Annotated in this window: 21 protein-coding genes and 2 pseudogenes; 7 read left to right on the top strand and 16 right to left on the bottom strand. The window is 35.6% G+C overall.

Annotated features, from left to right (window positions below; genetic code table 11):
• Window positions 1–263 precede the first annotated feature (263 nt).
• Both GQR56_RS04760 and GQR56_RS04755 read left to right on the top strand, forming a co-directional pair.
• Window positions 264–776, top strand: a complete 513-nt coding sequence (locus tag GQR56_RS04760) for an outer membrane beta-barrel protein (RefSeq protein WP_166109321.1) — start codon at window positions 264–266, stop codon at window positions 774–776.
• Window positions 777–809: 33 nt separating this feature from the next.
• The gene (locus GQR56_RS04755; protein ID WP_166109320.1) at window positions 810–2,084 is read left to right on the top strand and encodes an Ig-like domain-containing protein; all 1,275 of its coding nucleotides are present in this window, start codon (window positions 810–812) and stop codon (window positions 2,082–2,084) included.
• Window positions 2,085–2,263: 179 nt separating this feature from the next.
• Here the strand turns inward: GQR56_RS04755 and GQR56_RS04750 are convergent, their stop codons facing one another.
• The 8 genes from GQR56_RS04750 to GQR56_RS04715 all read right to left on the bottom strand — a co-directional run bounded on the left by GQR56_RS04750 (window position 2,264) and on the right by GQR56_RS04715 (window position 10,842).
• The gene (locus GQR56_RS04750; protein ID WP_166109319.1) at window positions 2,264–2,683 is read right to left on the bottom strand and encodes an MAPEG family protein; all 420 of its coding nucleotides are present in this window, start codon (window positions 2,681–2,683) and stop codon (window positions 2,264–2,266) included.
• A gap of 181 nt (window positions 2,684–2,864) precedes the next feature.
• Window positions 2,865–5,288 (bottom strand): GGDEF domain-containing protein, encoded by a 2,424-nt coding sequence (locus tag GQR56_RS04745; protein WP_081707003.1) that lies wholly within the window; start codon window positions 5,286–5,288, stop codon window positions 2,865–2,867.
• Between the two features lie 564 nt (window positions 5,289–5,852).
• Window positions 5,853–6,566: a murein L,D-transpeptidase family protein gene (locus GQR56_RS04740; RefSeq protein WP_024612735.1), complete on the bottom strand. Its 714-nt coding sequence runs from the start codon at window positions 6,564–6,566 to the stop codon at window positions 5,853–5,855.
• A gap of 42 nt (window positions 6,567–6,608) precedes the next feature.
• Window positions 6,609–6,980: a hypothetical protein gene (locus GQR56_RS04735; RefSeq protein ID WP_024612736.1), complete on the bottom strand. Its 372-nt coding sequence runs from the start codon at window positions 6,978–6,980 to the stop codon at window positions 6,609–6,611.
• A gap of 220 nt (window positions 6,981–7,200) precedes the next feature.
• Window positions 7,201–8,001 carry a DUF2314 domain-containing protein gene (locus GQR56_RS04730; protein ID WP_166109318.1) on the bottom strand — a complete coding sequence of 267 codons (801 nt, stop codon included), beginning with the start codon at window positions 7,999–8,001 and terminating at the stop codon, window positions 7,201–7,203.
• Between the two features lie 66 nt (window positions 8,002–8,067).
• Window positions 8,068–8,421, bottom strand: a complete 354-nt coding sequence (locus tag GQR56_RS04725) for a hypothetical protein (RefSeq protein ID WP_166109317.1) — start codon at window positions 8,419–8,421, stop codon at window positions 8,068–8,070.
• Window positions 8,422–8,496: 75 nt separating this feature from the next.
• Window positions 8,497–9,597, bottom strand: coding sequence for a hypothetical protein (locus GQR56_RS04720; protein WP_166109316.1), 1,101 nt, complete (start codon window positions 9,595–9,597; stop codon window positions 8,497–8,499).
• Window positions 9,598–9,660: 63 nt separating this feature from the next.
• A complete protein-coding gene (locus GQR56_RS04715; RefSeq protein ID WP_166109337.1) occupies window positions 9,661–10,842 on the bottom strand; it encodes an endonuclease/exonuclease/phosphatase family protein in 1,182 nt (393 codons plus the stop codon).
• A gap of 353 nt (window positions 10,843–11,195) precedes the next feature.
• Here GQR56_RS04715 and GQR56_RS04710 point away from each other — a divergent pair, with 353 nt between their 5' ends.
• From GQR56_RS04710 to GQR56_RS04700, 3 genes are all read left to right on the top strand, one after another.
• Entirely contained in the window at window positions 11,196–13,511 is a 2,316-nt protein-coding gene (locus GQR56_RS04710) for a peptidase U32 family protein (protein WP_024612741.1), read from the top strand.
• A 13-nt stretch (window positions 13,512–13,524) separates the two neighbouring features.
• Window positions 13,525–14,184, top strand: a complete 660-nt coding sequence (locus tag GQR56_RS04705; RefSeq protein ID WP_166109315.1) for a glutathione S-transferase — start codon at window positions 13,525–13,527, stop codon at window positions 14,182–14,184.
• 334 nt (window positions 14,185–14,518) lie between these two features.
• On the top strand, window positions 14,519–15,781 hold the full coding sequence (locus GQR56_RS04700) for a valine--pyruvate transaminase (protein WP_166109314.1): 1,263 nt from the start codon (window positions 14,519–14,521) through the stop codon (window positions 15,779–15,781).
• Between the two features lie 84 nt (window positions 15,782–15,865).
• Here the strand turns inward: GQR56_RS04700 and GQR56_RS04695 are convergent, their stop codons facing one another.
• On the bottom strand, window positions 15,866–16,333 hold the full coding sequence (locus GQR56_RS04695; protein ID WP_166109313.1) for a hypothetical protein: 468 nt from the start codon (window positions 16,331–16,333) through the stop codon (window positions 15,866–15,868).
• On the opposite strand from GQR56_RS04695, the gene GQR56_RS04690 reads away from it, so the two are divergent.
• Window positions 16,318–17,508, top strand: a complete 1,191-nt coding sequence (locus tag GQR56_RS04690; protein ID WP_166109312.1) for a PQQ-dependent sugar dehydrogenase — start codon at window positions 16,318–16,320, stop codon at window positions 17,506–17,508. The two genes, GQR56_RS04695 and GQR56_RS04690, sit on opposite strands and share 16 nt — an antisense overlap.
• 126 nt (window positions 17,509–17,634) lie before the next feature.
• Here the strand turns inward: GQR56_RS04690 and GQR56_RS04685 are convergent, their stop codons facing one another.
• The 3 genes and pseudogenes from GQR56_RS04685 to GQR56_RS21465 form a co-directional block, all read right to left on the bottom strand.
• Complete coding sequence (locus tag GQR56_RS04685; RefSeq protein ID WP_166109311.1) at window positions 17,635–18,399, bottom strand: hypothetical protein; 765 nt, start codon at window positions 18,397–18,399, stop codon at window positions 17,635–17,637.
• A 398-nt stretch (window positions 18,400–18,797) separates the two neighbouring features.
• Window positions 18,798–19,298, bottom strand: a complete 501-nt coding sequence (locus tag GQR56_RS04680; RefSeq protein WP_024612747.1) for an endonuclease V — start codon at window positions 19,296–19,298, stop codon at window positions 18,798–18,800.
• A gap of 347 nt (window positions 19,299–19,645) precedes the next feature.
• Window positions 19,646–20,383 (bottom strand): annotated as a pseudogene (locus GQR56_RS21465) (transposase); the annotation flags it as partial.
• 298 nt (window positions 20,384–20,681) lie between these two features.
• Here GQR56_RS21465 and GQR56_RS04670 point away from each other — a divergent pair.
• A complete protein-coding gene (locus GQR56_RS04670; protein WP_166109310.1) occupies window positions 20,682–22,277 on the top strand; it encodes a TerD family protein in 1,596 nt (531 codons plus the stop codon).
• A 166-nt stretch (window positions 22,278–22,443) separates the two neighbouring features.
• Here the strand turns inward: GQR56_RS04670 and GQR56_RS04665 are convergent, their stop codons facing one another.
• The 4 genes and pseudogenes from GQR56_RS04665 to GQR56_RS04650 form a co-directional block, all read right to left on the bottom strand.
• On the bottom strand, window positions 22,444–22,689 hold the full coding sequence (locus GQR56_RS04665; protein ID WP_024612602.1) for a hypothetical protein: 246 nt from the start codon (window positions 22,687–22,689) through the stop codon (window positions 22,444–22,446).
• 577 nt (window positions 22,690–23,266) lie between these two features.
• Window positions 23,267–23,792 (bottom strand): annotated as a pseudogene (locus tag GQR56_RS04660) (transposase); the annotation flags it as partial.
• 138 nt (window positions 23,793–23,930) lie between these two features.
• On the bottom strand, window positions 23,931–24,491 hold the full coding sequence (locus tag GQR56_RS04655) for a hypothetical protein (protein WP_166109309.1): 561 nt from the start codon (window positions 24,489–24,491) through the stop codon (window positions 23,931–23,933).
• Between the two features lie 100 nt (window positions 24,492–24,591).
• Window positions 24,592–25,662 (bottom strand): hypothetical protein, encoded by a 1,071-nt coding sequence (locus GQR56_RS04650; protein ID WP_166109308.1) that lies wholly within the window; start codon window positions 25,660–25,662, stop codon window positions 24,592–24,594.
• Window positions 25,663–25,689 lie beyond the last annotated feature (27 nt).

Raw genomic sequence — 25,689 nt, 5'->3', positions numbered from 1 at the left:
CTAAAAATAAAAACGAAGATGCCCTACACGCTCTTCGTTTTTTAGTTATTACAAACGTTTTATTTAAAACTATAAAGAATAAAAACAGCTCTCGAATGCTTTTCATCCAAGCTTATAAGCAAAGGTGCGTAACTTATTAAGGCTTTAATAAAAGTAGTTATCAGTACCTTATTTAAGCCCAAACATCGACCTTTCCTTGATTAAGTTTAGCCAATTATATACCATCATCGTCTTATAAAAATTTACGGATAGTTAACCTCTTTATGGAAAAAATACTTTCTCTACTTTTGCTTTGCGCATCTTTTCAGTCTTTTGCTGACACCGCTTATATTGGTGTAGATTATGTTTTACCTGAAATCACAATTAATAACGAAGATACAGAACCTAAAGCGGCAGCACTGCGTTTAGGCGTAAGTAATAACAATATGGCTTTTGAAGCCCAATATTTAACTTCTTTAAGTACTGATAATATTTATAATATTGAGTTCGACATAGAAGAAAGTGTTGCCTTGTTTTTTGTTATGCAATCAGATGTTGTTAATGGCTTTGGCTTAGACGTCTCTTTAGGGTATGCACAAACAAACATTGCAGTTGCCGGTCCAGAAGAAACAATTAACGGTGATTTTCAATATAAAGGTTTTGCTTGGGGACTTGCCATACATCAAGATATTCCTTACATAGACAACACCCAAATTAGACTTGGTTATCAATCTTTGTACAACAAAGATGATATTGAAATTACAGCTATTTCTCTTGGTTTTACATACCAGTTTTAGTCGTCCGTATATAATAAAAGGCATTTCCCTAAAATGGCAAAACTTAACACCCTCCCTAAATTATCAGTTATCGCGGTCCTTTTAACAGGTATCGTTGGTTGTGGCTCTGATAGCGAATCAGCCGACTTAGTAAAAGCAGTTACACTGGAAAAACTTCGTACTGAAGGCACTATTATAGAATCAGTCACTATTGAGAACGATCAAACTCGTTTAAGAGCTGGCGAAAAACATCAACTTAGTGCAACAGGTCTTGATAGTAACGGCGAAACGCGAAATGTTACTAATGAGCTAACTTGGACCTCAAGTAATACCGACATAGCAACCGTGAGTAACAGTGGTTTAGTAACTGCTGTCGCTAACTTATCAGCTAATCAAGGTATAATTACAATTACAGGCACTACCATTAATGATATTTCTGGTGAGGGCGAAATGTCGATAAGCGATGAAGCTGTAACAAGCATACAATTAAAACAAGCATCGCCTGAAACCGGTAATATTAATACCTGCATTAATGCAAACATTAATGGCGATGTTACCTATGCTGACGGTTATATCTCATTGAGTACGGTAAAAGACATGAGCTTTGTTTTAGACGATACCACTACGGCTTCTATAGATTCAGATGGTACTTTATACACCTCAGCAGCCGAAATCGAAAATACGTCCATCACCGCAAAAATTAATGACATTACAGACCAATTAATAGTTACAGCTGATCCCGTTAATTTAGAAAACATTGATGTATTAGTTAATGGTGATTCAACAGACATAATTACATTAAACGTCGGGTCGCGTTTACAAGTTAACGCACAAGCGAGCTTAGTAAATGATGAATCGGCTTTTGATATCAACTCTACAATAAGTTGGTCAGTTCCAAATACAAATAACGTCGGTATTACTACTGAAGATAGTGAAAATGTTACTTTGTTTGCTTTGAAGCCTGGTGTTACTCAATTAATAGGTACTTGTGGTGGCAAACAGCAAGTAGTAGCTGTAGAAGTGACTGGTAGTGCAACTCTCGATAGCATTCAAATTAATGATGGCGAAAGCCCGCTAGTATTAGAACCATTGCAAACCATTGATTTAACACTTACAGCTAACTACTCTACTTCGCCTTCTAGCTTAAATGTTACTGAATTTGCTGATTGGAGCCTCAATGGTAGTGATATAGTGAGTGCTGAAATAATTGACCCTGGTACTAATCAGGCACTCTATAGAATAACGAGTACATCAAGCGCTAATGGTACAGCTATTGTGTCGGTAACCTACGACGGCATAATCAGTAGTACACAAATTAATATTGAATAAGTTAGGCATCTAATTTTATAGTCACTAATTTACAAAATTAATTAGCTATTACAACATAAAGTAAACTGCTAAAAAAAGCGAAGGAGCAATTAAGCCCTTCGCTTTTTTGTTATTTTAATATCACTTATAATCCCAACTCAAAAACTAACAAATTAGTTAATTAAAAAGTGATATATAATCTAAGCAATTAGCCTCAAGCCAATCATTACCAGCATAACCACATTTGCAATCACACCAATCAAAAAGAAGTAACTACGTGGACTAGGATTTTTCTCAGTTGCTATCATGTAGTACAAAGTCATATGAATCAAACGGGCTATAACGTAAATCCATACACATATTGCAAAAATCGGGCTTTGGTAATTAATTACAAACGCAAATAGCACTGTACCTATAAATAATGCGCTGTTTTCAAGTGTGTTATGAAATGTTCTGTGTGCCCTAAATATAAAGCTGTCATGTGATAAATTTTCGTCAATTTTACCTGGTACGGCATTAGGCTCTTTTGCTTTGCTAAAGGTAGCAACGGCCCACTGTATAACCAGCATAATTAGATAAAAATAAAACGCCAAATAGGCAGAAAGTGCAACTTCAGTCATTATTAAATCCTTTGTTTGTTATATAACTATTTAAGGATGCAATTTTAAGACCTAAATTAATACATTGATATATAACAAATAAATGAAATTTACCGTTTAATAAATGTAAGTAACTCATAGCACTGTAAAAAATTTACTTAATCAAAACTCAACGTATTTCAAATATTATGTGTAATATTTTTTATTCAGATCTAAAAAGCTTAAATTCTTCTAGCGAGTGCTCCCAAACAGACACTTTATTGCGCCCCAACGATTTAGCTTCGTAGAGTGCTAAATCAGCTTGTTCTATTAACTCAAAAGGTGTTTTAGCATTAAATTTAATGGACGTAACACCAAAACTACACGTTACAGAAATACCATCAAAATGTGTTTTTTCTACTTTATTACGCATGTTTTCTGCAATTTGCATTGCCTGCAGTTGAGAAGTACCTGGTAATACAATACAAAACTCCTCACCACCAAACCGAGCCGTTATATCATCTTCACGAGCACAACTTTGAAGTACCTTAGCAACCCCACATAAAACAGAGTCGCCAATACAATGTCCGTAAGAGTCGTTAACGCTTTTAAAGTAATCAATATCGACCATTAAAATACAATACTCATTAAGTTGATCTAACTCAGAAAAATCACGATTTAAAACTTCAAATAAAATACGACGATTATAACAATCGGTTAAAGGGTCTCTTGCTGCCAAATAATCTAATTCTCTATTTCTTTTTTTAGATGCAGTAAAACTTCGATAAATAAATAAAACAAAGGCGAGGCATATTGCTAATAATAGCGCTAATGCGATACTTGCATATTTGTTTTTTGCCAACTCGAGTTCTGAAATAACCCGCGCTTGGCCTGAGTTTTCAATTTCACTGTTTTTCTTTGCGAGTTCTAGCTGGTGGAATTTTTCTCTTTCCTTTAACGACTCCAACTCAATTTCCATTTTATAAGAATGCAGATGTGCTTTTTCTAATGCGACTTTGTTTTCTTCTTTTTCATTTTGGAGAATTTCGATCAGTGCTATTTCTTTTTCAGCGAAGCTTAGTGATTCTGCAATATTCCCTCGTAATTTTTCTGCTATTCGCATTTCACGATAAGCATAGAGAGTGTGTAATTTAGAATCTATTTGAGCCGACAAAGCGAGCGACTCTTTAAGTAAGTTAACAGCCTCATCAGTGTCATTACCAATAAGAGCTGCAGCTAAAGGAATAAGAGATTTTATTTCATAAAGCGGACTCCCCGTTTGCCTTGCTAATAATAAGGACTCTTTATAATACTCCAAAGCCTTACTTTTATTTCCTTGGCCATTATAAATATTAGCGATGATTCGTGCAGTTACAGAGATATACGACGTCAGGTTTTCATGTTTGTATGTTGTGTAAGCATTTTGTGCAAATTGCATAGCGGAATCATAATTACCAGACTCAAAATTAATAACAGCCATTTCTCTTAATGCAGAAGCAAGGGTTTTTTCATCCACCTTGCCTTTTTGCAAATTAATTGTAAGTTCATAAAAAAATTCAGCTTGGTCATATTGTTTTAACCGAGTATATATAAACCCCATCTGGTTAGCTGTTTTGGCAATACCAAGTTCATCATTCACTTTTTTGTAATATAAGTACGCATCACGTACATGCTTAAGCGACTTTTCATACAAGCCAATATGACGATAAATGATCCCCGCACCCAGTGATGCTTTCGCAAACCCAACTGGGTCATCAATACTTTTTTGTATCTCTAAGCCTTGAGTTGAGTAATCAAGTGCTAAAACTAAATTATCTAAATAACGCTGGGCCTCTGCTAACGTGTTTAAGGTACGCGCCATCAATTTTAAATCATCCAAGCTGGTGTATACTTCTAAAGCTTTTGTATAAAAGTGTGCGGTTTGCTCTCTATTTTTAAGACGCTTGTAAGACTGAGCAAGTTTTTTGTAAGTTTCACCTAAGTGCTTCTGTATTTGGTTATCTTTACTTGTAAGGTGTTTTACTGCAGATAAATATTGTACATTAGCGTCGTGATATTTCTTTTGTTTATAAAGCATATCGCCTTTAATAATAAAGACTTGAGCTATAAAAAAGTCGTCAGCGTAATTTACTGTTAAAGGTAATATAGTTTCAATTTCTTTATTAAGCTCTAAATAGCGTTTTTCATCTAATAATATTTTTATACAATTTAAGGCTGACTTTATTTGGTTACGAGTATCATTTAATTTACCGTAACTAATTGAGGATTCGTGAAAATGATGTAATGACTTATCAATGTTATTATTTTTTTGATACGCTTGACCTAACAAATTATGTAGCTGTGCGGTTAACTGTATATCGGCATTTAGCTCAGCCTCAGACAACATTTTCTTACTTAATTCAATACTCATTATTACATCAGTATCAATAAGCAATTCAGCCCTTTTTAATAAACCTATATTAGTTTCTTTGGCTACAATATCTGGAGTGACTTCTTGCGCGTAAGCAAAACTTAAATTAAAAAAAACAATAAAAAACGATGCGCATATTAAAGACCTAGAAGGGAATGCTAGGTTTGTAAAAAGAACTTGTTTATGGGAGTTAAAGCTCCCCTTTAATCTATGGTATGAGTAGGTATAATGTTCCATATTTGCCGTTTTATTTTTAGTTTTTATTTCAATAATAAATATGTGAAAACAAATACAACGCATTTGCTTTGCCAAGTATTTACGTATTTATATCTTAGTCAATAAACTCAATGTGCTATTAGTAATAGTGTTTACTAGCATCAACAGGTAGCTTTTACATTATATATACCACTAATTAGCGATTACTTATAATTAATGTTAACTGCAAAGAATAATACTAAATAGTAATTATTCTTTATCTCAGTTAAATTTTGAGACCTGACGCATTTTATTAATTTAATAATACTATTTCAATACAATCTCAATGTTGTTGTTCGCGAAAATTGCACACACTTTTATGTAAGTTATACACCTAGTACCTTAAAATTTAGTATATTATTTTTATAAATCAACTCTAAACTACTAATTAGCTTAGTAGATTTTTATAAATAACAGCTAAAAACAGTAAAAACTTTGAATAATTTACACTTAGAGTTTTGAGTCGTACAACAAATAGATTTAAAAAGCCTATTTATACTTAAAATAGCAAAAGCTTCATCTAAAAAAGCTTTTATATTCAAATAATTAGTTAAATATGTATTTCTTATGACTAACTTCAACGTTTGGTGGTTTTTTATATTTGTTAAAGTAATCATAACCTTCTTTTAGATTAAGCCAAAAAGAGTACCATTTACTTGATTGGTGTTTTAATAAAAGCTCACTATCAAGTTTAAACGGAAACGAGTGAACCCTAAAAAATGGTTGCCCTGACTTTAATGCTGCAGCACCAAGTGCGTAAATTTCATTTATGTATTCATCAGTCATCGCATAACACCCAATAGAAACGCAGTCTCCATGAACCATCAATGCACTCCCTGTTCGGTTGTGTATACGGTCGTATTTATTTGGAAAGCCCAAATTAAATGATAAGTGATAGCTACTCCAAGGGTTAAGCCTATTGGCATTCACATAATAAAACCCCTCAGGACTTTGATTATCACCTTCTTGTAATTTTGGTCCAAAATTTCCCGAGAATGTACAAATTTCATAATTTTTAAAGTTTATATATGTACCGTCATCCGACTCAACCCATACTTCAAGAATACCTGGCTCTTTGAATATTCGAATAAATATAGGTGCACCATATTTAAGACCTTTATTTGCCAGCTGCTTTTTTAATGCTGGCTCTACCATTGATATCGCTTTTTCAGAACGTGCACTTGTAGGGAGTTCAGACGCAATAGAGCCATACGTAAAAAAAGTAGACAGTGCTAACATTATTAATTTTAGTTTATTCATAATTCAGTTCAACTACCTTGGAGTAGCAATATAATAAGTAAATTATCGTGCCGCATAAGACATTTCAAATAGTATATCAATACCAGTAACCAGCACTAAAGCTAACAACAAAGCTGCAAAAGCTTTCCCAAGTAAAATACTCCCTCTCTTAAATCCATAACATTTATAAGCATAATATGGTACGCCAACACCCCCTAACAAAGCGCAAAACAATGGTTTACCACCTGCATCCTTAATATTATTCTCTTTCGCATGAGCTCTACACCACATAAATAAAAGCACCCCAATAATAGCTATATGTAGGAAATATGTAACGTCGACCATATTTCTAGAGTAGAGAAAGTATGAATCAATTACAGCTGAAACTAAAAAAGAAATGATTAATGCTAGAGCAATTTTATGCGAAGACTTCATATTATCCTTTATGACTAACGAGGTTGTATAACTCACCGCCTTGCAAGCGAATGACGTAAGTTAGATGTAATGCAAACTAAAAACTTTACTAAAATGGTAGTAAATCGTGTCGAGATTCATAACTTGCTTAAATATACTTTAGGGTAACTCGCCCAACAGACTAAAAATAGTGATTAAACGAGTTATTTAGATTACTACATCTTAATAATCATAGAGCTTGTTACTGCTTAGTTTTGCTTTTTAATAAATTAGCTATTTCATGCCAACCCATCATATTAGCTAATTCAATTGCACTGTGCCCATTTGAATTACGTAGCTCAGAATCTGCGCCATACTTTAACAGCAGTGAAACCGCAATATAATTACCGGCTAAAGATTCTCTATGAAGCATTGTCCAACCATTTTCATCAACACTCGTCGCTACTGAAGAGTTTGTTTGAAGAGTTTCTTCTATTTTAGAGGCCATATTAACACTCATAGGATGTTCTAATATTTTGCTAGGAGCACCGCTTTCAGTATTAATCATTACTTCTTGTGGTTTATTTTCACCACTGGGTGTTAATTCAATTTCACTAGGGTTACCAAAGTCTAATCCCCATGCATTATCATGTTGATTTCTTTCTTGCTCAGACATTCTCAAACGCATTAAATTAACGGTATGCCCGCCATAAACTTTATTATCAATAACATACATCCAATCTCCAATATCGCTTACAGGAATGTTAACCACATCACCTGCAGACACATTTGAAGCCCAATTAGGTTCATTCATTAAGGTGCCTGTTACATTTATTCCATCAAAATCAATATCGCCTATCCACATGTGCTCAAAGGGAGGTACGCCATCGCCTTTATCTGTTTTAAAAGCAACCTTAACAATTGATAAATCAAGACCAGGAACTATTCGTCTTGATTCCCAAGCGAGCTCTCTCCAAAAATACTTAAACGTATCTCTTGCTGCCCTGCTCACGTTTTCCATTTCGCTGTCGTTACTGAAAAATAAAACCTGTTTATCTGTCATTTAATATTCCTTATTTTAAAAGTCATTTAATGTATCAAAAAGCGGTGCTTATAATTTTACAAGTCGCTAAAGAGATAACCACTCATTTTTGAAGCCTTTTCTGGCTATAAGTATGTGCGAAACAATCATACCAACGAGAGGTATAATAAACATAGATATGAGCGTTAATAACACCCATAAAATCCAATTCGCCTTATTTTTTGAAGCAACAATTCCCAAAGATACCAAGTAAAAAGCCAGTAATGATCCTGTATAAATACCTAGCTCTAACTCTTTATTTAAAATCGATACTGCAATCACCGTAATAATAGACACAAGTAAAATGGTTAATATTGAAAACCATACTCTGTTATTGGTTTTGTATTTTTTGAAATCTTCATCGCTCAGCAAAACTTTTTGACTGACTACATTTTTAATCATTTCTACAATCCCTATTAAATACAACTATAAAAACACCATAAACAGTGTTAAAAATATAACTTTAATATCAAATACTTATAAAAAATTCAAATTGTTGTGTATTACAATTACCTTCTTATTGCTTACTTCTCTATCCGTCCCCGGATACAAAACAACAGAATAAGCATTCTCTTGTGTTTTATTTATGCTAGATATTATTAAATTTGTGCCTTTAATAATGAGTATTTTACCGCTAACAAGCTCTTTGTACCCGTTTGTGTCTTTACTATAATACAACTCTAAAACAGAATCATTTTTTGTGACTAACCAGCCATTTCCGTACTCAGTGTTAAACTGAGTAACATAAGTATGCTCGCTAATTTTGATTGGTTGCCACATATTAAAAATATCATCTTTAATATCTATGACTTCATTAGGTTTACATACGTTGTCTTTACTTATTTTTTCAACAATAATTTTTCCACCTTCACTGCACAAAACATACGATTGTTCAGTGAAAGATAAACTAATAACTTCCCGAACAAAGTCACTAGATGCACGCAACTCTCTGCGCTTTACTTCAATACCTTTTTCATCTATTTGCCTGTGTAACCAAGTAAAGCCATGATGAGACAATAAATGAATTTCGTTATTTTCAACAAATATTTTATTTTTGTTAGGTAATGGCACTTTAATATTATGTTTTTTCTTTAGCGCTTCGTTTTTAAATTCCATTGCCAACAATTTATCTGGTTTTTTATCATCATATATTTCAACATCATAAAAAATCGAAAATTGATTTGAAACACCAATAAAGTTACCCGCAAAAGGTCTATTCCCTTTAGGTAATTTAGTGTTTTTTCTATTAAAAAGTGGAATGCTAATTTCTAATTCTTTGTTAGGATCATAAGGCACAATCGAAACATAATTATCTAAAGTTGGACTTAAAAATAACGTGGGTAAAATACCATCATCTTCAATAAAGCTCTTAGAGTTTCCAGCAGTATCTAAAATGGTATAAATTAGCTCATACGCTCCGCATTTTTTATAAACATAATTCGCGAGTAACGTTTTACCGTTACAACAAATGCTTCCATGCGTTGATATACCATGCGAAGTGATTAATGTTGTTATTTCAACAAAATCAAAACTTTGTGTAGATGAATCAAAAACGGTAATTTGATTAATATTTTCCATTTTAAGCTAATATTCCATTTGTATTTAAATAGCAGTAAACCGTTCAATTTATGCAAAATAGTTCTACGATCTTAATGTTAGCGTCACTAATACCACACCATGATCGGTAGTTAAGTCATCACGCTCGTACTCAGGGTTTATTAAGTGGCGATCGTAAGTTTTATAGTCGCTTACTTCAAAAAAACTTCCAAGGTAGCTGGCATCAAACTCACTTGATAATAAAATATAATCAAGCACCGAGCTGCTCGCGCCATAGTAATGTGTAGGCGCCCTTAACGGAATTGCCTTTGGAGCATCTATATTTTTGGTGTTTACACAGTTTGTATCAATAATGCTTTCGTCATAACTTAAAATTGCTTCATCTGAAACAACGTTTTCAGCTAGCGGTTTGCCTGTAATGGTTTCACTTGTAGCAGCTTCACTTTTAATCGCTTCATTAAGAGTTGCTTCATCAGCACTCAAATACGATTTAACAAATAAATCCCAAGAATCATTTAAGCAATATTTAGCAAGGTAGGTTTTAGCGTCAAACGCAGGAGCAAAACGTAGCGTATTAGTAAGTAAATGACTTAACACACCATCAGCTAGGTCGTTATTAAAATCGCCCATTAGCATCATGGGTTGCTGCGTAGCTTCGCGCCTAGCAATCATTTCTATCATTAATAACGTAGCTTCACTACCACGCTGAACAGTGGACCCCCAACCGCCCGCTACATTCGATTTTAGAATCTCAATTATGTTCTTTTCAGGCGAACGTTCTTGTAAAGGATCGGCTGAAAGCTCTTTACTGTGTTCACCAACTTCAATCATTGGGCGCTTAGATTTAAAATGCACCACATAACAATCGGTATTACCTATATGCGGCAAAGTAATGGTAGCTCTTAGTACCTTGCGGCTAAATATAAAGTCACTATTAAGCCCAACAGTACTGGCAAGTTCACTATCGTGCTCGACCGCTGCTACTTCAACTATCGGGTATTTAGCGGCAATCGCCACTACGGGACGCTTATAAATAAAGTCGTCAATCACTTCTGGCGCATCTACCACCGCAAAGTAATTATAACCCTGCCCGCCCACTAACTCTTTTAACGAGTCAATACTAAACACTTCCTGAAAACCAATCACATCAGGCTCGTGCTCTGTTAAGTAATCAACAATCCAACGCTGCTTTTTAGCCCACTGCTGCGCGGTATAAATTTTCTCAAATTCATAATATGCATTGGGCGGCTCAAGGTAATTAAACAGATTAAATGTGGCTATTTTAAGTTGGGTGTTTAAAACTACAGACTCAGATGAGTTTTCAGAGCTTATTGTTAATGATTTATCTAGTGATTTAAGATTACTGATACAGTTGCCTATTTAAAGTATAAAAGTACTTGGGTATAAAAACAGTTCGAATTAATGATAATACACTCAGCTGATTTGAATTAACATCGAGCTAAACAACTCAACTAAATAAATTTCAATTTATATTAACTCATATAGTTTTACCTTTTAACGGCTCATCTTTTTTTATATCACCCAATAAATAGCATTCATGCGCCTAAACAGATAAAATTCGCGGCAATTAAATATGAGCGAAAAAGTGAAACGTTGTTATGAGTAGAAAGATTGAATTATTAGCCCCTGGCGGTGATGTAAATGCGGTTAAAGCCGCTATTGTAGCCGGCGCTAATGCGGTTTATTGTGGATTAGATACCTTTAATGCCCGAAACCGTGCCTCTAATCTTTCGTTTGACGAACTTAACGGCGCACTTCGCTTAGCACATGAATACGGTTGTGAGATTTTTTTAACGCTCAATGTAGTTATATTAGAGCATGAAATGGGTGCGCTATTTAAGCTACTAAACCAGCTAGTTAATACAACACTTGATGGCATTATTGTGCAAGATTTAGGGTTGTTCAATATAGTTAAAAAGCACTTTCCCACCTTACACATTCACGCATCAACGCAGTTAACGACCCATAACGAATCGCAAGTTGAATTTTTAGCGCGCATTGGCGCTACACGTGTAAATTTATCGCGCGAGCTTAACTTAACCGAAATTAAAATATTGACTGATGTAGCGCACAAATGCGATGTATTAACTGAAGTATTTGTACATGGCGCATTGTGCATAGCGTTTTCGGGGCAATGTTATTCAAGCTCAGTAAGTGTGGGTAACTCAGGTAACCGTGGTCGTTGCTCGCAAGCATGTCGTGACGAATACGAGCCAACCGCTATGGGTAACAAACACCCATTAAACTTAAAAGATAATTCAGCCTATTTTGATTTACCAGAGCTGGTAGCCGCAGGCGTTGACTCGCTAAAAGTAGAGGGCCGAATTAAAGGCGCTAACTACGTACACACGGTTATTGATAGCTGGCGTAAACAGATAGACACTTTTGTGCAAACCGGTAACTTAATTGAAGACGATTCGAGTCTTTATAAAGTATTTAACCGTAACTTTACTAATAAATTTTTAACCGGCGACATGACCAAAAACATGTTTACCGATAACCCACGCGACCACAGTTTTGATCACGCTAACGAAAAAAACAACGCAATTTCGGTTGTGCAAATTTACGATGCACAGCAAGAGCTTTCTACTCAAAAAAGTGAAATTGATTCGTTAGTTAAAAAGAAAATTGAATTTTTAGATATTTCAAAACGCGAACTTACATTTGAGTTTTCGGGGCAATTAAATCAGCCATTTACGGTTAACGTAATTATTGAATCTAAAAACGAAACTATGTTAGCAGGCTCAGAGTTAACGAATGCCGAGCCTAGTCAGCGTTTTGAAGTGCAATCGCAAATGCTAATGCAAGCTGCTGATAAGTCGGTAGTTGATATGGATGCAATAGAAAAACGCTTTAAAACGTTTAGTAATGCAAACTTCAACATTAAAAAAATGGATTATTCAAACTTAGGCGACAACTTAACCGTGCCGTTAAGTATTCCGTTTAAAGAACTTGCCCGTATTAAAAAACAGGTCGCGTTTTTATTAAATGAAGGCAAAGACGTAATTGCCCCTGTTGAATTACCTAAACTGGTAAACCACGAAAAAGAAGATAAAAACAAAACCACACTGTCTATTTTAATATCGGACATAAAAGACATTTACCTATGTGATTTAAGTAATGTAGACGTTTACTTTAAATTACCTGAAAGCTTTAGAAAAAATAACGACGCGTACATTAATATATTTTTAGAGAACCCACAGTTAATTCCGTACTTTCCGGCTGTGATGATTGGCAAAGACTTTGAAGAAGCCGTGCGCTTACTTGAAACAGTAAAACCAAAACTTATAATTAGTAACAATACAGGTGTTGCCTTTAAAGCAGTGGAGTTAGGTATTGACTGGATTGCAGGCCCGTTGCTAAACACTACAAACTCATATGCATTATTAACGCTGCAAGAAGATTTAAATGCTAAAGGTGCGTTTATTTCAAACGAGATTAACAAGCAACAAATGCGCAGTATTAAACGCCCTAACAACTTTAAAATGATGTACAGCATTTATCATCCAATACTAATGATGACCAGCCGTCAGTGTTTTTTCCAACAAACCGTAGGCTGTAAAAAACCACGTATAGACGCAAGCTGCATGCTTAGCTGCAAAAAAGAAACAACGGTCACTAACGTTAAAGGGATTAGCTTTGCTATTGATAAACAAAAAGGCGGATACCCGAGTATTTATAACCATGAGCAATTTTTGAATATGGATATTGTGACCGATTACGCCGACAAGTTTGACGAGTTTTTTATTGATTTGACCGACATTGGTTCAGGCGATAAAGACAAACTCGATAAAGCCGTATTATTAGAGCATTTTCAAAATTTAATAAGTGGGCAAACACAAGCCCAAGATCAATTAAATCAAATGGTAAAAATACAAACACGCCAGCAATATGTTGAAGGCTTAAACAGCTAAGGTAAGCATTAAAATGACACTGCCATTATTATATTCATTACAACACTGCCCTTACGCAATGCGTGCAAGAATGGGGATTTTAATGGCAGAGCAACAAGTATTACTACGCGCTATAAAAACTAAAAACAAACCACCGCACCTTTTACAAATATCGCCAAAAGGCACGGTGCCTGTTTTATTATTACCTAACAACCAAGTAATAGATGAAAGCCTAGACATTATGCTGTGGGCTTTAAAACAAAATGACCCACATAATTTACTCCACTCTCACGACCCGTTAGCACTTGCGCGTATGCTTGATTTAATTAAGCTAAACGACACACAATTTAAGCCAGTGCTCGAAAAGTACAAATTTTATGCTCGCACAAAAGATATGGCACACCTTTATTACCAAACAGCATGCGAAGAGTTTATTAAACAATTTGAAGCAAAGCTAACTACTCATAAATACCTAATGAGCGATGAAAAAAGCTTAGCCGACTATGCACTACTTCCGTTTATTAGGCAGTTTGCCCGTGTAAACAAACATTGGTACTTACAAAGCGAATACACACATGTACGCGCGTGGTTAAACGAATTTTTGCAAGCTCCTATGTTTACCAAAGTAATGGCTAAATATGATTTGTGGATGGATTGCGGCGAAGAGTTTTTATATGGCGTTAAAAAGCCTTAACTTAGCCTTTGTTTTATAGGAAATTATATTTCTATAGTTGACTAACCTGAACTCTGGGTAAAAGATTTACTAATGCATTGAATCATGTGATATTTAAATTTATTTTCTCGAGCCAGAGATTTTTAGTGAAAACAAGGCGAATTTGCGCGTCAATAGCTGGTCTATTGCAAGTAAATTCAACGTAGTTAGCGCTGAAAATAGCTGCTCGAGATAGATTTATTATCCAGAGTTCAGGTTAACTATAAAGCTAGGCATTGAATTATTCTCATCATCGAATTTAAGCCTATTATTTACGCTATACTGCCTTCCCCATTATTAACAAACGCTATGCATTATGAACTACTCAAACTTTGGCACTAAATTTACACAACCCAACGGCATTACCCAATTAATGGAAGACTTAGGCAGTGCTAAAAGCAGCAATAATCCCAATATTGTTATGCTTGGTGGCGGTAACCCCGCATTAGTACCGCAAGTTAATGAGGTTTTTTTAAGTGAATTACAAAAACTTGTTGCCAGTAATAAGGTATCGCAAGTATTTGGACTTTACGATGGTCCAACCGGTAACGACGAGTTTAGAGCAGCATTAGCAGGTCAATTAAGTAAAGAATATGCATGGGATATTAGCGCCGATAATGTAGCGCTTGGCAACGGCAGCCAAGCAAACTTTTTTGTATTGTTTAACATGTTTGCAGGCAGCATGCCTGATGGCAGCCATAAAAAGATTTTATTTCCACTCGCGCCAGAATATATAGGTTATGCCGACCAAGGTTTATCAGCCGATATGTTTGTTGCAGTAAAGCCTCATATCGAAATTTTAAATACAGGCGGTACATCAAAACAATTTAAATACATTATTGATTTTAAAGCGGTTGAGCAAATATTAGCTAACGACAGCAGTATTAGCGCGTTGTGCGTATCGCGCCCTACCAACCCAACAGGTAACGTAATTACCGACGACGAAGTAAAGCACCTTGATTTACTTGCTAAGCAATATGGCATTCCACTCATTATAGATAACGCGTACGGCGACCCTTTCCCAGGTTGTATTTACACTGATGCAAACCTAACGTGGAACTCAAACATTATTTTATGTATGTCGCTTTCAAAACTTGGCTTACCAGGTTTACGCAGCGGTATTGTGGTTGCAAACAATGAGATTATTAAAGCAATAGGACGTGTAAATGGCAGTATGGTTTTATCGCCAAACAGCATTGGACCAAGCTTAGTTACACGTTTAATTGACGACGGCGAACTACTCCCACTGTGCCGTAATGTTGTACTGCCTTTTTATCGTAATAAAGCACACATAGCGATTGAGTTGTTTGATGAAGTATTTGCCGATATGCCTGTTTACCTGCACAAAGTTGAAGGGGCATTTTTTATGTGGCTGTGGTTTAAAGATGCAAAAATGACAAGCGAAGCGTTGTATCAACAACTTAAAGAGCAAGACGTGTATGTAATTCCAGGTCACAACTTTTTTATCGGCATTGACGACAGCTGGGCGCACAAGCACGAGTGTATTCGTATTAACTACGCTACCGATGCAAATACCCTAAAAAAAGGCTTAGAAGCAATTAAAGCCGTTATGGCGTAAATTTATAAAACAGTGATTAAAGCTTACTATCGTGAGTTTTAATCACATCTTAAAAACCCGCTTATATAACCCCACTTAGCTTTATCAGGTAGATTGAGGCTCTTTTACTAATTTAGCTTTTAAGACCTTAGTTAACTTAGCAAAAACAAAACCACCCATAGCGCCTGCAAGTAATTGCGCATAAAATCCCCAGCCTCGCGCGCCCGCTATAATATGAATATTCATAATTGATTCAATGGCAATTAAAACAATAGCAAACGCCACAATACCAGCAAAAACAAATAACAAAGTGCTGTATTTTTGAACCTTTTTATTAAGCTGTACCGTAACTAAAAAAGCGATGGCAAGCGCTACAGCAATAATAGCGCCATAGGTGGGTAATAAACCGACCCAATCATCAAGCGTTAAATTAATACGATCGCTTAAGCTAACAACAACGCCTACATTAACTAATTGATTGACAACGTATTGGCTATGAAACAAGCTAGCAAGTGAAAATGTAAGTAACCAAGAAACTAAAAATGAAGGCAATATACGTGTTAAAAACAACATGGTTATCTCAATTTAAAATAAAGCTTTTCTCTTATGCAAGCCATGCTAGCAAAGGCTTGCCCCGTAAACAATGTATCTCTTTTTTTACTTTGCTTTCGCTTTTTTCGTTTTCTGTTAATGCAGGCGCTGCGTTACCAAATGAGCAATACAATACAAAAACACTTGCTACACAATTACAGTCTCCGTGGAGCATGGTTGAACTGCCAAACGGCACATGGTTAATTACAGAGCGTGATGGCCACGTAGTTATCGTTAAAAACAATGCGCAATCAAGAGTAAAACTAGATCTGAACGGTTTATACGTTGCAGGCCAAGGTGGCTTGCTCGACATTGTATTATCACCAGATTATAACGACTCCAAAAAAGTCATTTTTACCTACGCCCAAGGTGATGCTAACGCAAACAGGCTTGTTGTTGCCAAAGCCACATTTAATGGCACTGACTTTTCAAAACCTAACATTATTTATAAAGTAGCGACTGATAAAAATACACCGCAACATTACGCTGGGCGCATCCTTGTATTACCCGATAACACCTTATTAGTTTCAACAGGTGATGGTTTTGATTTTAGAGAGCAAGCACAAGTTATCACCAGCCAACTTGGTAAAATATTACGTATAAACTTAGATGGCACCATTCCAACAAATAACCCATTTATTAACCACGAAAACCCAAATGCACATGCTGTTTACTCACTTGGTCATCGTAACCCTCAAGGCTTAATTTATGATTACGATACACAGCAAATTGTTAGTCACGAACACGGCCCTGCAGGTGGTGACGAACTAAACTACTTAACCGCTGGCACTAATTACGGATGGCCTGTAATCACTTATGGTAAAGATTATTCGCAAGCGCGTATTTCACCATTTACCGAATATAAAGGCATGCAAAAGCCAAGTGTTGATTGGACGCCTTCAATCGCCCCTTCTGGTATGGCGTATTACGGCTCTAAACACGCCGCCTTCCCTTCATTACAACAACATGTGCTTATCACAACGCTAGTCGATAAAAAGCTCTACGCCGTTAATTTAGCAAATGGTGAATTTACGCAATCTCACGTATTTCCTGAAGCCGCAGGAAGATTAAGAGATGTGTTTGTTACAACTGAGGGGAATATAGCGGTATTAACTGATGGTAAAGAGGCAAAACTAATGTTAGTAATGCCGAATTAATTTGCATAAAAAACTAACAATAAAACTAATGGCAAAAAGAAAGAGCTGAGCCAATTGTTACGCATTTTTTTAATATCAAAAAAATCGAGTTGGTCGAAACTTTCTAATGGGCGATCCTATTCTTTTTTACAGCAATTTTTTAGCCTTACTAATATCTAATTCGTATTTGTTAATATTTGCATAAAACCTTGCAGCAGAAACTGCTTTATTAATATCTCCAAAATATACTTCATGCAAGCCGTCATTTTTATATTGAAGTATCATAAGATCATCTACCTTTTCGAGTGTGTTAGCAGATATAGCAACAAAACCCGTTTTTTGTGATGTAGTTTTAACACTGATTCTTCTCCCTGTTTTTGAGAGAACATCAAAACCATGTTGGTTTACAACATGTGAGATAGAACCGTCAATTATGAGTGCACAATAAAACTCACCTAAACGACCAATAAGGTGCCTTACTTCAGTTGGCTTTACACCCAACTTTTGAACTTCAAATCGAACTAAGGCTAAATATTTTTCATATAATTCTTTAATATTACTTAAAGTAAGTAAATCATCAAATTGTGCAATTCCTTTGCTATAACTATTATGTTCCCATGGTTTACATCGAGCGCATTCTTGAGTAAACAACCCATTTTTCTCGCCTTCCTGCTTTGTCCAATCACGTAGTGACTCGACATTAGTAGAACAAATTTTTATGTAACTTCTTTCAGTAAACCCACCCTCTTGAGCATTTCCTTGAAGTGTTGTTACATAACTGCAATCTGCGGTGTGAAGAACTCGATAATCTAATCGCTTACTTTTGGATGTATTAATAACAAACCCATTTGGATTCGACTGAATCCAATTAATATATTTATATTCATCATTGATAAATTCCGAAAAACTCATTAAAGCACTCCAAATGGGATAAGAAGGCTGTAGAGTAATTCCAACAACCAAAAGTAATTAAAAAGCGAACCCTTAAATTAATCCTAAGTATTTAAAAAAAGGCTTTCTGTATCAGATCTTGATTTTTACTCATCTAACCAATCATCTACTCCACTTTCGCGTAGCTTTGTTGCAAAAGACGTTAAAGAACTCTATAATGTTAATTTAGATAATGGTGAATTAACGCAATCTCATATTTTCCAAAAGTATCTGGCAGATTACGAAATGTGTTGGTGATGCACTGGTAATTTACATAGAATAGCCAACAGTAAAACCATAGGAAAAAAGAAAGAACGGCTCTAATTTCATTTAATCAATTTTATAATAAACATGTTTTTCTTTGCGACCATCCAGAAATATTAAACAATTCCTCGACAAACTTGATCAGCTTTTTTTAACAAAGAAGGATTTCGATGCTTTCCATACATGCTAGCTATATATTCCTTTGCTAATGCTTGATCTATACCCGCTGCGGTAATATAAAGTGCTTTTTGACTATCTCCACGTAATAGTGCAAATTCATCAGAAATTTTTGCAAAAGAACGTTTTGCGACACCTATAACGGGTATTTCTTTATCTAATGCGTCGTAGAGATACTTCCCTAAGCCAGGTTGGCTTATACCATCTAAAAAAACGTAACCGTCAACCACTATACAACTTGGCTTATACTCAATCTCATTAAGTAACTTTAAAATACAAGGTAACTCTCTTTTATAAAAAGCCCCTGTTTCATATTCACATACATTACTTACGTTAGTTACTACTACGTTTGCAGCTTCACTGTCTTGCCAACCCTCAAACAACACACCAGCAACTGTTGCGCATGTTTCTTGATAATCGACATCTATTGCTAAAATCATATTATATCCCTATGAAATTATGTCCCTATGTGATTTTTCATTATTAAATTCAATATCACAATGTGGGTTTCGTATTTTTAATTCTTGCAGTATTGATGGTAACTTATGCAAGGTATACATTAAACTAAGCTATCTTAAACTAGACAGCCACTCCAATTGTAAACTAATCTGGCGCGCCACTAAATTTACTTTTTTGGGCTAAGAATTAACCTCTTTTTATACCTTTACTCGCGCGTCACACATTAAATAAGCCATTATCACTGTTAAGCCTAAATTACACGCATGAAAATGACTGCATAATGCAGTTGTGATTTGTTACTGAATAGTTTTACTGAGTAGTTTAAGTTTTATGCCAGTAGCTTTTCGCAGTTACTGATATTCGCTCGCCGCTTTCGGTTTAAGTTTTCACAATAACCTTCTTGTGAGGCTGGTCTGCCGACTGGGCCATGAAATACACGCGTAAATTGTGTGGTGAGTTTTAACCAGTTTTCTGGAGAGATATTAACTCTTTCGAGTAAGGGTAAGTGTGTACTTTCAATATAACCGCGTTTGTCTTCTCGTATACAACGTCCTGTTAACTCAACAAGTCCAAGGTACGATTTAAGCTCAAACGGCATCCTTTTTGGCATAATTTGACGTGACACGCCTGCAAAGCGCAGTAGTTGTTTTGGTTGCTTGCCATCCTTTGCATACGTTAAACGCTGTTTGATGCTGGTATGGTCTGACTCTTCTGGGGTATTAGCCATTTTGGCTCTAATGGGGTTTAAATCGACATACGCCATGCAGGCCGCAAGGGCTGCTTCATCTAATAATGCTTGAGACGTAAATCGTCCCTCCCACAAAGTTGTATGGAACAACTTTGAACGCCTTAGGCGGCCCGAAGGGTGAGCGCCATGGATGGCAGCGAATAAAAACGGCCAGTGCAGTTATCTTCTTTATTTGCTCTGCGAGCAATGTTTTCATTTAACAACCGCATAAACCAGCTAATACTTGATAGGCGCGCGGTATTGTTTTACTGTTTGATTAAAAAAGATAAGTTCAGCTTTACTTAGCTTTTCACCCTGTATGTATTCTTGCGTAAGCAAAAAATAGGATGGTGTCACTATTATTCCACTTGGCAAGAATTAAGCATTTAAAAATTATTTTTTACCCCCATTACTGTTAAAATATTAGCAGTTGTTTTTATTGGTAAGGGGTCTGTCTCCAGTCGTGAGTTTTGTGTTAGCAATAGTGCAGTAGTCGCGATAAATAGTTAAGTGCTTATAAGCGTTAAACATTCAAATAATTAGTATCGATTTTATTAAATCTGTCATCTACTTAGGTTAATAACAAATAGCTGCCAAGTGGGTGTGAGTTTCATTTATTTATTGAAAGAAGTGATTTATGGCATTAGTGGTTGGTCAAAACATCTTAATTGAAAAGATTGGTTGTGTTGAAGTTAATTTTGCATGGCGTAGCTTGAAAAGTGACTTGAATTTGGCGATTCATGCCGTCGCTTTCTCTAATGGTGCTGTGCTTGCAGAGTCCCCTGTTGATCCCAAAAAGTGGACACAGCCTGATGCCGTAAATCAAGATAATTCTGGACGACATTTTACCATTCAGTTTCCACAACTTGCTTCAAAGGTTGATAGGATTGCTTTTTATGGTTTTTTACCTGAAAACAGTCATTATTCTTTAAAACAGATGAGCCATTTTCAAATTAGAGTTAACGATTTATCCCTCGGGCGATTAGCCAAAATGGATGTGCAAGCGTTTAATGAGACACATAAAGGTGTGTTGCTTTTTGAGTTTTATAAACATAACAACATGTGGAAGTTAGGCTATAAAAGTTTACCTTTGAAGACCAGTTATTTAACGACTTTAACCCAGTTAGGGATCCGTTTTATTAAGTCTGCTGCGTCTGGAGACTCAAAAGCTGCATCAATGCCTCAGCATGAAGAAAGTGAAGTAGAAACGGTGACTCATCCATTAAATAATAGTTTTATTGATAATGTTGAATTAAAAAAAGGTCAGAACTTATCACTAAGCGAGCACTTTAATCACTGCTCTGCGATCACCTGTAAACTTAATGTCGTGCCTAAAATTGATGATTTAGCATTAAATGTGGTCGCCATCAATCGTGATAATAAAGTCAATAATATTAAAGATTTTTTATATCACGAAAATACAATATTACGTGGAGAGGGGGTTAAACTCGATGATTCGGAGATTTCGATTAATATTGACCTCTTGCCATCAGATGTCACTAAAATTCAAATTTTAGTGACCAGACGAGCTAGCAGTAAGCGTATTAATAGTGCTGACTTTATTGAGTTGAGCTTGAGCAATACCTACACTGAACAAAAAATGGCAAAATATGTCTGCGAAACGACTGATAAAAATTATAATACGATGGTGTTGTTAAACTTTTATCGTCATCACAAAGGTTGGTCAATTCGAGCTGTTGGGCAAGGTTTTTCAACTGGTTTAGAGAAAATCGGAGAGCGTTATCAATTTTCACCCCCTAAATTACGTTATGTCCCTCCTCAAGCACCATTATCATCCATTTCATTAGAGCAAGAAATTGCAGCTTTTGAAGCAGAGAATAAAACGGCAGTAGATAAGCATAAAAAAATGCAGTCTTTATCTTATATGTTGATGGGGATAGCAGCATTACTTGTGCTGTTAACGTTTAGCCGTTTATTGTTTTTACCGCTTGCATGTTTATTAGGTGGGCTCGGATGGTATTTATTCCAGCGTGCTTCTAAAGCATTAAAGGCGATTCAAGATGAACGTTTTGAACGTTTAGTTTTAAATATGATCAAAGGCAATAACTATCAACTAACCCCCTTTGATATTGCGACTCACTGTCGAGTTAATATTGAAAGGGCAACAGAAATGTTAGACAAACTTTGTGGCCAGGGGCTAGGACATACTGCGATTAATAGAGAGGGTGCTATTTTTTATGATTTTTCTAGCCTTAAAAACTCAACGCGTTGATTTGCTTAAACATAAAGACCAAATGCAAAAATACCCCCCCCATTTTTTTATGTCTACGTTTTGAAACTTTTTTCTCTTCTTGATTCAAATACAAAAGCTCAACTCCTCGCTAATGACCTAACGAGCCTGTAGATTAACTCGTTTTTTTATTTATTTTTGTAGCATTTTACTCTCCCATTAGGTCTTCAAGTGATGGTGAATCTGGATCATATTTTTCATTTAAAAATGAATCCATCTCATCTTCTTTTTCCTCTATTTTCTTTAAAAAGAATTCATATGCTTCAGGTTGTAATATAACTCCTAAAACCTTTCCATTATCATCTTCGATAATGATATCTTCTCCCTCTAAAGGATCTGGGTTAATCACGCGATCCAATATTTGTTTAGGAAGCTCACTGCTTTTTATTTTCATCTGACTCTCCTTGATTTAGGATTAAAAGCTAACGAGCCTGTAGATTAACTCGTTTTTTATTTATTTTTATTGATAAACAAACCATAGCTGAGTTCCTATTTTGGTTCAATCGATTACTGTATTTTATGCAGAACATAAAGTGGGAATTTGGTGTTGTTTTAATTGGCGTTTGGACGGGATTACGGCTACTTGAGTGGCTTTTATTTAGGTTAAAAGGGCTTCCCCTTCTTAATGCATCGTGTTTTGCAGCTTTTCTATATTATGAACAAGGCAATACAGCTGCTGCACAATAAAGTGAAGGCATTCACTTTCATTTGACCTTGTAAGGTCAATTTATTCATCTCTTTATTCACCGTAATATTCCGCTTTTTATTTAAAGGAAAGCCGGTTCGATACAGCCGAGTCGTTTGCCATCCTTTAATAAACAGCTATCGTCGTCCGATTGGGCTGTCTATTTTTACTTTTATTTTGTCTATATAGCTCAGCTTTTTGCGTGATTCATTATTTATAATAATGCATTCTTCATACTATTTTTTTTGGCCTTTCTGCAAAAATTAGGATGGGTGTCATCCTAATTTCTTGGCTGGCTTGTGTTTATACCTTCTTTTTTTAGCGCATGAAATACGCGTGGGCAACCATAGGTTTGATAATTTACATTGAAGACGTGCTTTATGTTCAACAACAAATTAGCATCTGACAGCGCTCTAGCTGACACTGTACGGTCACGCCAAGCATAAAACCCACTACGCGAACCATTAAGCCAAGAACACAAGTATTTGACACCTAAGGCTTGTCCGAACTTTTGGATGAATCCAAATCGTTCTGATGTACTTCCGCCAGATACCGTTGCCACTTTTTTTGCAGGTCATTATCCTGCTTAAGACGCTCATTTTCTTTCTTAAGCTTTTGAATGTTATCAAGCTCTTTTTTGTTGGGAGTTTACTCATTATTTCATTGTTGCTTTGATAGCGCGGTGCGTTTTTAAACTTACCTTCTCGATACTATTTTCGCCAACGACTAAGCATTAACGGATTAATATCTAGCGCCTCGGCAACGTCCTTTGACATGACATCGTCTCGTAAGCTTAGTTCGACTGCTTTGATTTTGAAATTAACTGGGTAAAACCATGTCTTTCTAGGTTAAGTATATCTAGGCATTTTAGTCTCCTCAAAGTGATGAGGAGGTGTCCACTAAAACGGGTGAGGAGCATGTTCCGTTTAAATTGACTTGTTATGAAGCCGTCATCGATGATTTTCAGCCTTTAGCAAATCTCGAAATAGGTCTTCCATTTCATCAAAGACTTTATTACACAAACTTCTTAAGAGCATTTCAAATTCGACTTCAACAGTAGAGTGTACTAATTCATAGCCATCGTTCATTACATTATTAATTTCCAATGCAACATCCTTTGGAAAATAGAGCCTATGGCGGTCAAAGTAGTCATTTAGATCACCAAAGCTAGGTTCTAAATCTATAGAAAAATCGACTAACTTTTTATCTGCTAAAGAAATAGAAGCTAGCATTTTACTATAGAGTACTGATATACAATCTTCACGCTTCTTGTATAGACTTGTAAAAGTGACCTCATGTTCTTTTTGAATTTTGTTAAGCTGAAGCTTTAGGCTTTCAATCTCTTTTTGATAATCAGCTTTCTGTGTTTCTAATTTAGTCTGATTTACCAATTCATATTTTTTAATGGTCGCCGTGGCAATTGTATTTACAAATAGTTTTGCAATTACTCCTAAGGCAGCAGTACTTCCTATAGCAGCGAAAATTGTAGTAAAAGCAGAGTCTATATTCATATGGTTACTCGAGAGTCAAAAGGCTTCATAACGCCCTAATAACTGGCGCGTAGGTTGGCATTGTTTTTGCCATGTTTTTCTTTTGCAAAAACGATGAACGTTATGCGTCCGAGTTTATTAGCTTGTTAGCTCTCATTGATTTGGGAATATTGATAACTTGACGATGCATTAATACATTTCCATTTCTTTGATGTCTTATTTTTCGAGTTACCTTATCTACAAAGATTTGGGTCACACCAGAAACCTCAAATACACTTGGATCAAGTGGAATAGTCGCATATGGGTTATGAATTACAATCAAACCATCCTGAATCCTTTCAGAATAAAGTATGTTAGGTGTTTCAATTTTCACAGGGGAATCGATATTTTCACTATACCAAACAGAGAAAATAGTACGGTCTATGTTCATATTTTTTGACATTGCTTCAACCTTCCCCCATGTAGCTGTAGTACTGAAAATAATAGCACTGATTTCTGCATAGTCTTTATTTTCAAACATGCCCAGCTGAATTTTTGAGCCGTTATCTTTCTCGACATATCCTAGACTCACACCTGGAGGTCCATTTGGATAAGCTTCTGGATTTTTATTATAAGCATCCTCATCAATGTAATAATCAAACAATAACGCCATTACTGGAGTTTCATATTGAAGGTTGAAATAAGGTTGCTCAAACGGTGCTATTGCTAATACGAACGGTTTGTTTGAAACATGAGGTTTATCTTTATAGCTTTTATGATACTTAGCTTGCTTCGATGTAACAGCATTTGCTAAACGTATAATGGATTCTATATTCATTGGTCGAAACTTAAATTTTTCAGGAAGAGGCATTGATAAATCTTTTTCCCACTCTGGCGTTTTCCCTTGAGTATTTGAAGCAATAGTGGCTTCTATAATTAGGTCTTTTCCCCCTATTGAAATGTCAAAATCAGGTGCAGCGTGCCCCCAATCGAAGCTTGCTCCAAATGAGCTAAAAGTTTGATACAAATAAATTTCCCAAAATGTAGAGTTAAAAGTAGTTTGAAACTCATCAACTAACTTTCCGTCTCTATCTGGAAAACCAGAAAACCACCTAATGAATTCTTGGCGGTCTTCAGCTTGAACAGTTCTAAGCACCTCAAGATAGTTTTTATGCAATTTTTCTTTTTCAAATTTAGGGTCAAATAAACCCATACATATCTCCTGAGAGCTAACGCTTTG

It is taken from the genome of Pseudoalteromonas sp. Z9A5 (assembly GCF_011378875.1).
In the GTDB taxonomy this organism is placed as follows: Bacteria; Pseudomonadota; Gammaproteobacteria; order Enterobacterales; family Alteromonadaceae; genus Pseudoalteromonas.
Note: the sequence above shows the minus strand (reverse complement) of the source record. Positions and strands in the feature narration are given on the sequence as shown.

What these genes read in the sequence shown, in the direction of transcription:
- GQR56_RS04760 (WP_166109321.1), top strand. Translation starts at nt 264, where the DNA reads ATGGAAAAAATACTTTCTCTACTTTTGCTTTGCGCATCTTTTCAGTCT.
- GQR56_RS04755 (WP_166109320.1), top strand. Translation starts at nt 810, where the DNA reads ATGGCAAAACTTAACACCCTCCCTAAATTATCAGTTATCGCGGTCCTT.
- GQR56_RS04750 (WP_166109319.1), bottom strand. Translation starts at nt 2,683, where the DNA reads ATGACTGAAGTTGCACTTTCTGCCTATTTGGCGTTTTATTTTTATCTA.
- GQR56_RS04745 (WP_081707003.1), bottom strand. Translation starts at nt 5,288, where the DNA reads ATGGAACATTATACCTACTCATACCATAGATTAAAGGGGAGCTTTAAC.
- GQR56_RS04740 (WP_024612735.1), bottom strand. Translation starts at nt 6,566, where the DNA reads ATGAATAAACTAAAATTAATAATGTTAGCACTGTCTACTTTTTTTACG.
- GQR56_RS04735 (WP_024612736.1), bottom strand. Translation starts at nt 6,980, where the DNA reads ATGAAGTCTTCGCATAAAATTGCTCTAGCATTAATCATTTCTTTTTTA.
- GQR56_RS04730 (WP_166109318.1), bottom strand. Translation starts at nt 8,001, where the DNA reads ATGACAGATAAACAGGTTTTATTTTTCAGTAACGACAGCGAAATGGAA.
- GQR56_RS04725 (WP_166109317.1), bottom strand. Translation starts at nt 8,421, where the DNA reads ATGATTAAAAATGTAGTCAGTCAAAAAGTTTTGCTGAGCGATGAAGAT.
- GQR56_RS04720 (WP_166109316.1), bottom strand. Translation starts at nt 9,597, where the DNA reads ATGGAAAATATTAATCAAATTACCGTTTTTGATTCATCTACACAAAGT.
- GQR56_RS04710 (WP_024612741.1), top strand. Translation starts at nt 11,196, where the DNA reads ATGAGTAGAAAGATTGAATTATTAGCCCCTGGCGGTGATGTAAATGCG.
- GQR56_RS04705 (WP_166109315.1), top strand. Translation starts at nt 13,525, where the DNA reads ATGACACTGCCATTATTATATTCATTACAACACTGCCCTTACGCAATG.
- GQR56_RS04700 (WP_166109314.1), top strand. Translation starts at nt 14,519, where the DNA reads ATGAACTACTCAAACTTTGGCACTAAATTTACACAACCCAACGGCATT.
- GQR56_RS04695 (WP_166109313.1), bottom strand. Translation starts at nt 16,333, where the DNA reads ATGTTGTTTTTAACACGTATATTGCCTTCATTTTTAGTTTCTTGGTTA.
- GQR56_RS04685 (WP_166109311.1), bottom strand. Translation starts at nt 18,399, where the DNA reads ATGAGTTTTTCGGAATTTATCAATGATGAATATAAATATATTAATTGG.
- GQR56_RS04680 (WP_024612747.1), bottom strand. Translation starts at nt 19,298, where the DNA reads ATGATTTTAGCAATAGATGTCGATTATCAAGAAACATGCGCAACAGTT.
- GQR56_RS04670 (WP_166109310.1), top strand. Translation starts at nt 20,682, where the DNA reads ATGGCATTAGTGGTTGGTCAAAACATCTTAATTGAAAAGATTGGTTGT.
- GQR56_RS04665 (WP_024612602.1), bottom strand. Translation starts at nt 22,689, where the DNA reads ATGAAAATAAAAAGCAGTGAGCTTCCTAAACAAATATTGGATCGCGTG.
- GQR56_RS04655 (WP_166109309.1), bottom strand. Translation starts at nt 24,491, where the DNA reads ATGAATATAGACTCTGCTTTTACTACAATTTTCGCTGCTATAGGAAGT.
- GQR56_RS04650 (WP_166109308.1), bottom strand. Translation starts at nt 25,662, where the DNA reads ATGGGTTTATTTGACCCTAAATTTGAAAAAGAAAAATTGCATAAAAAC.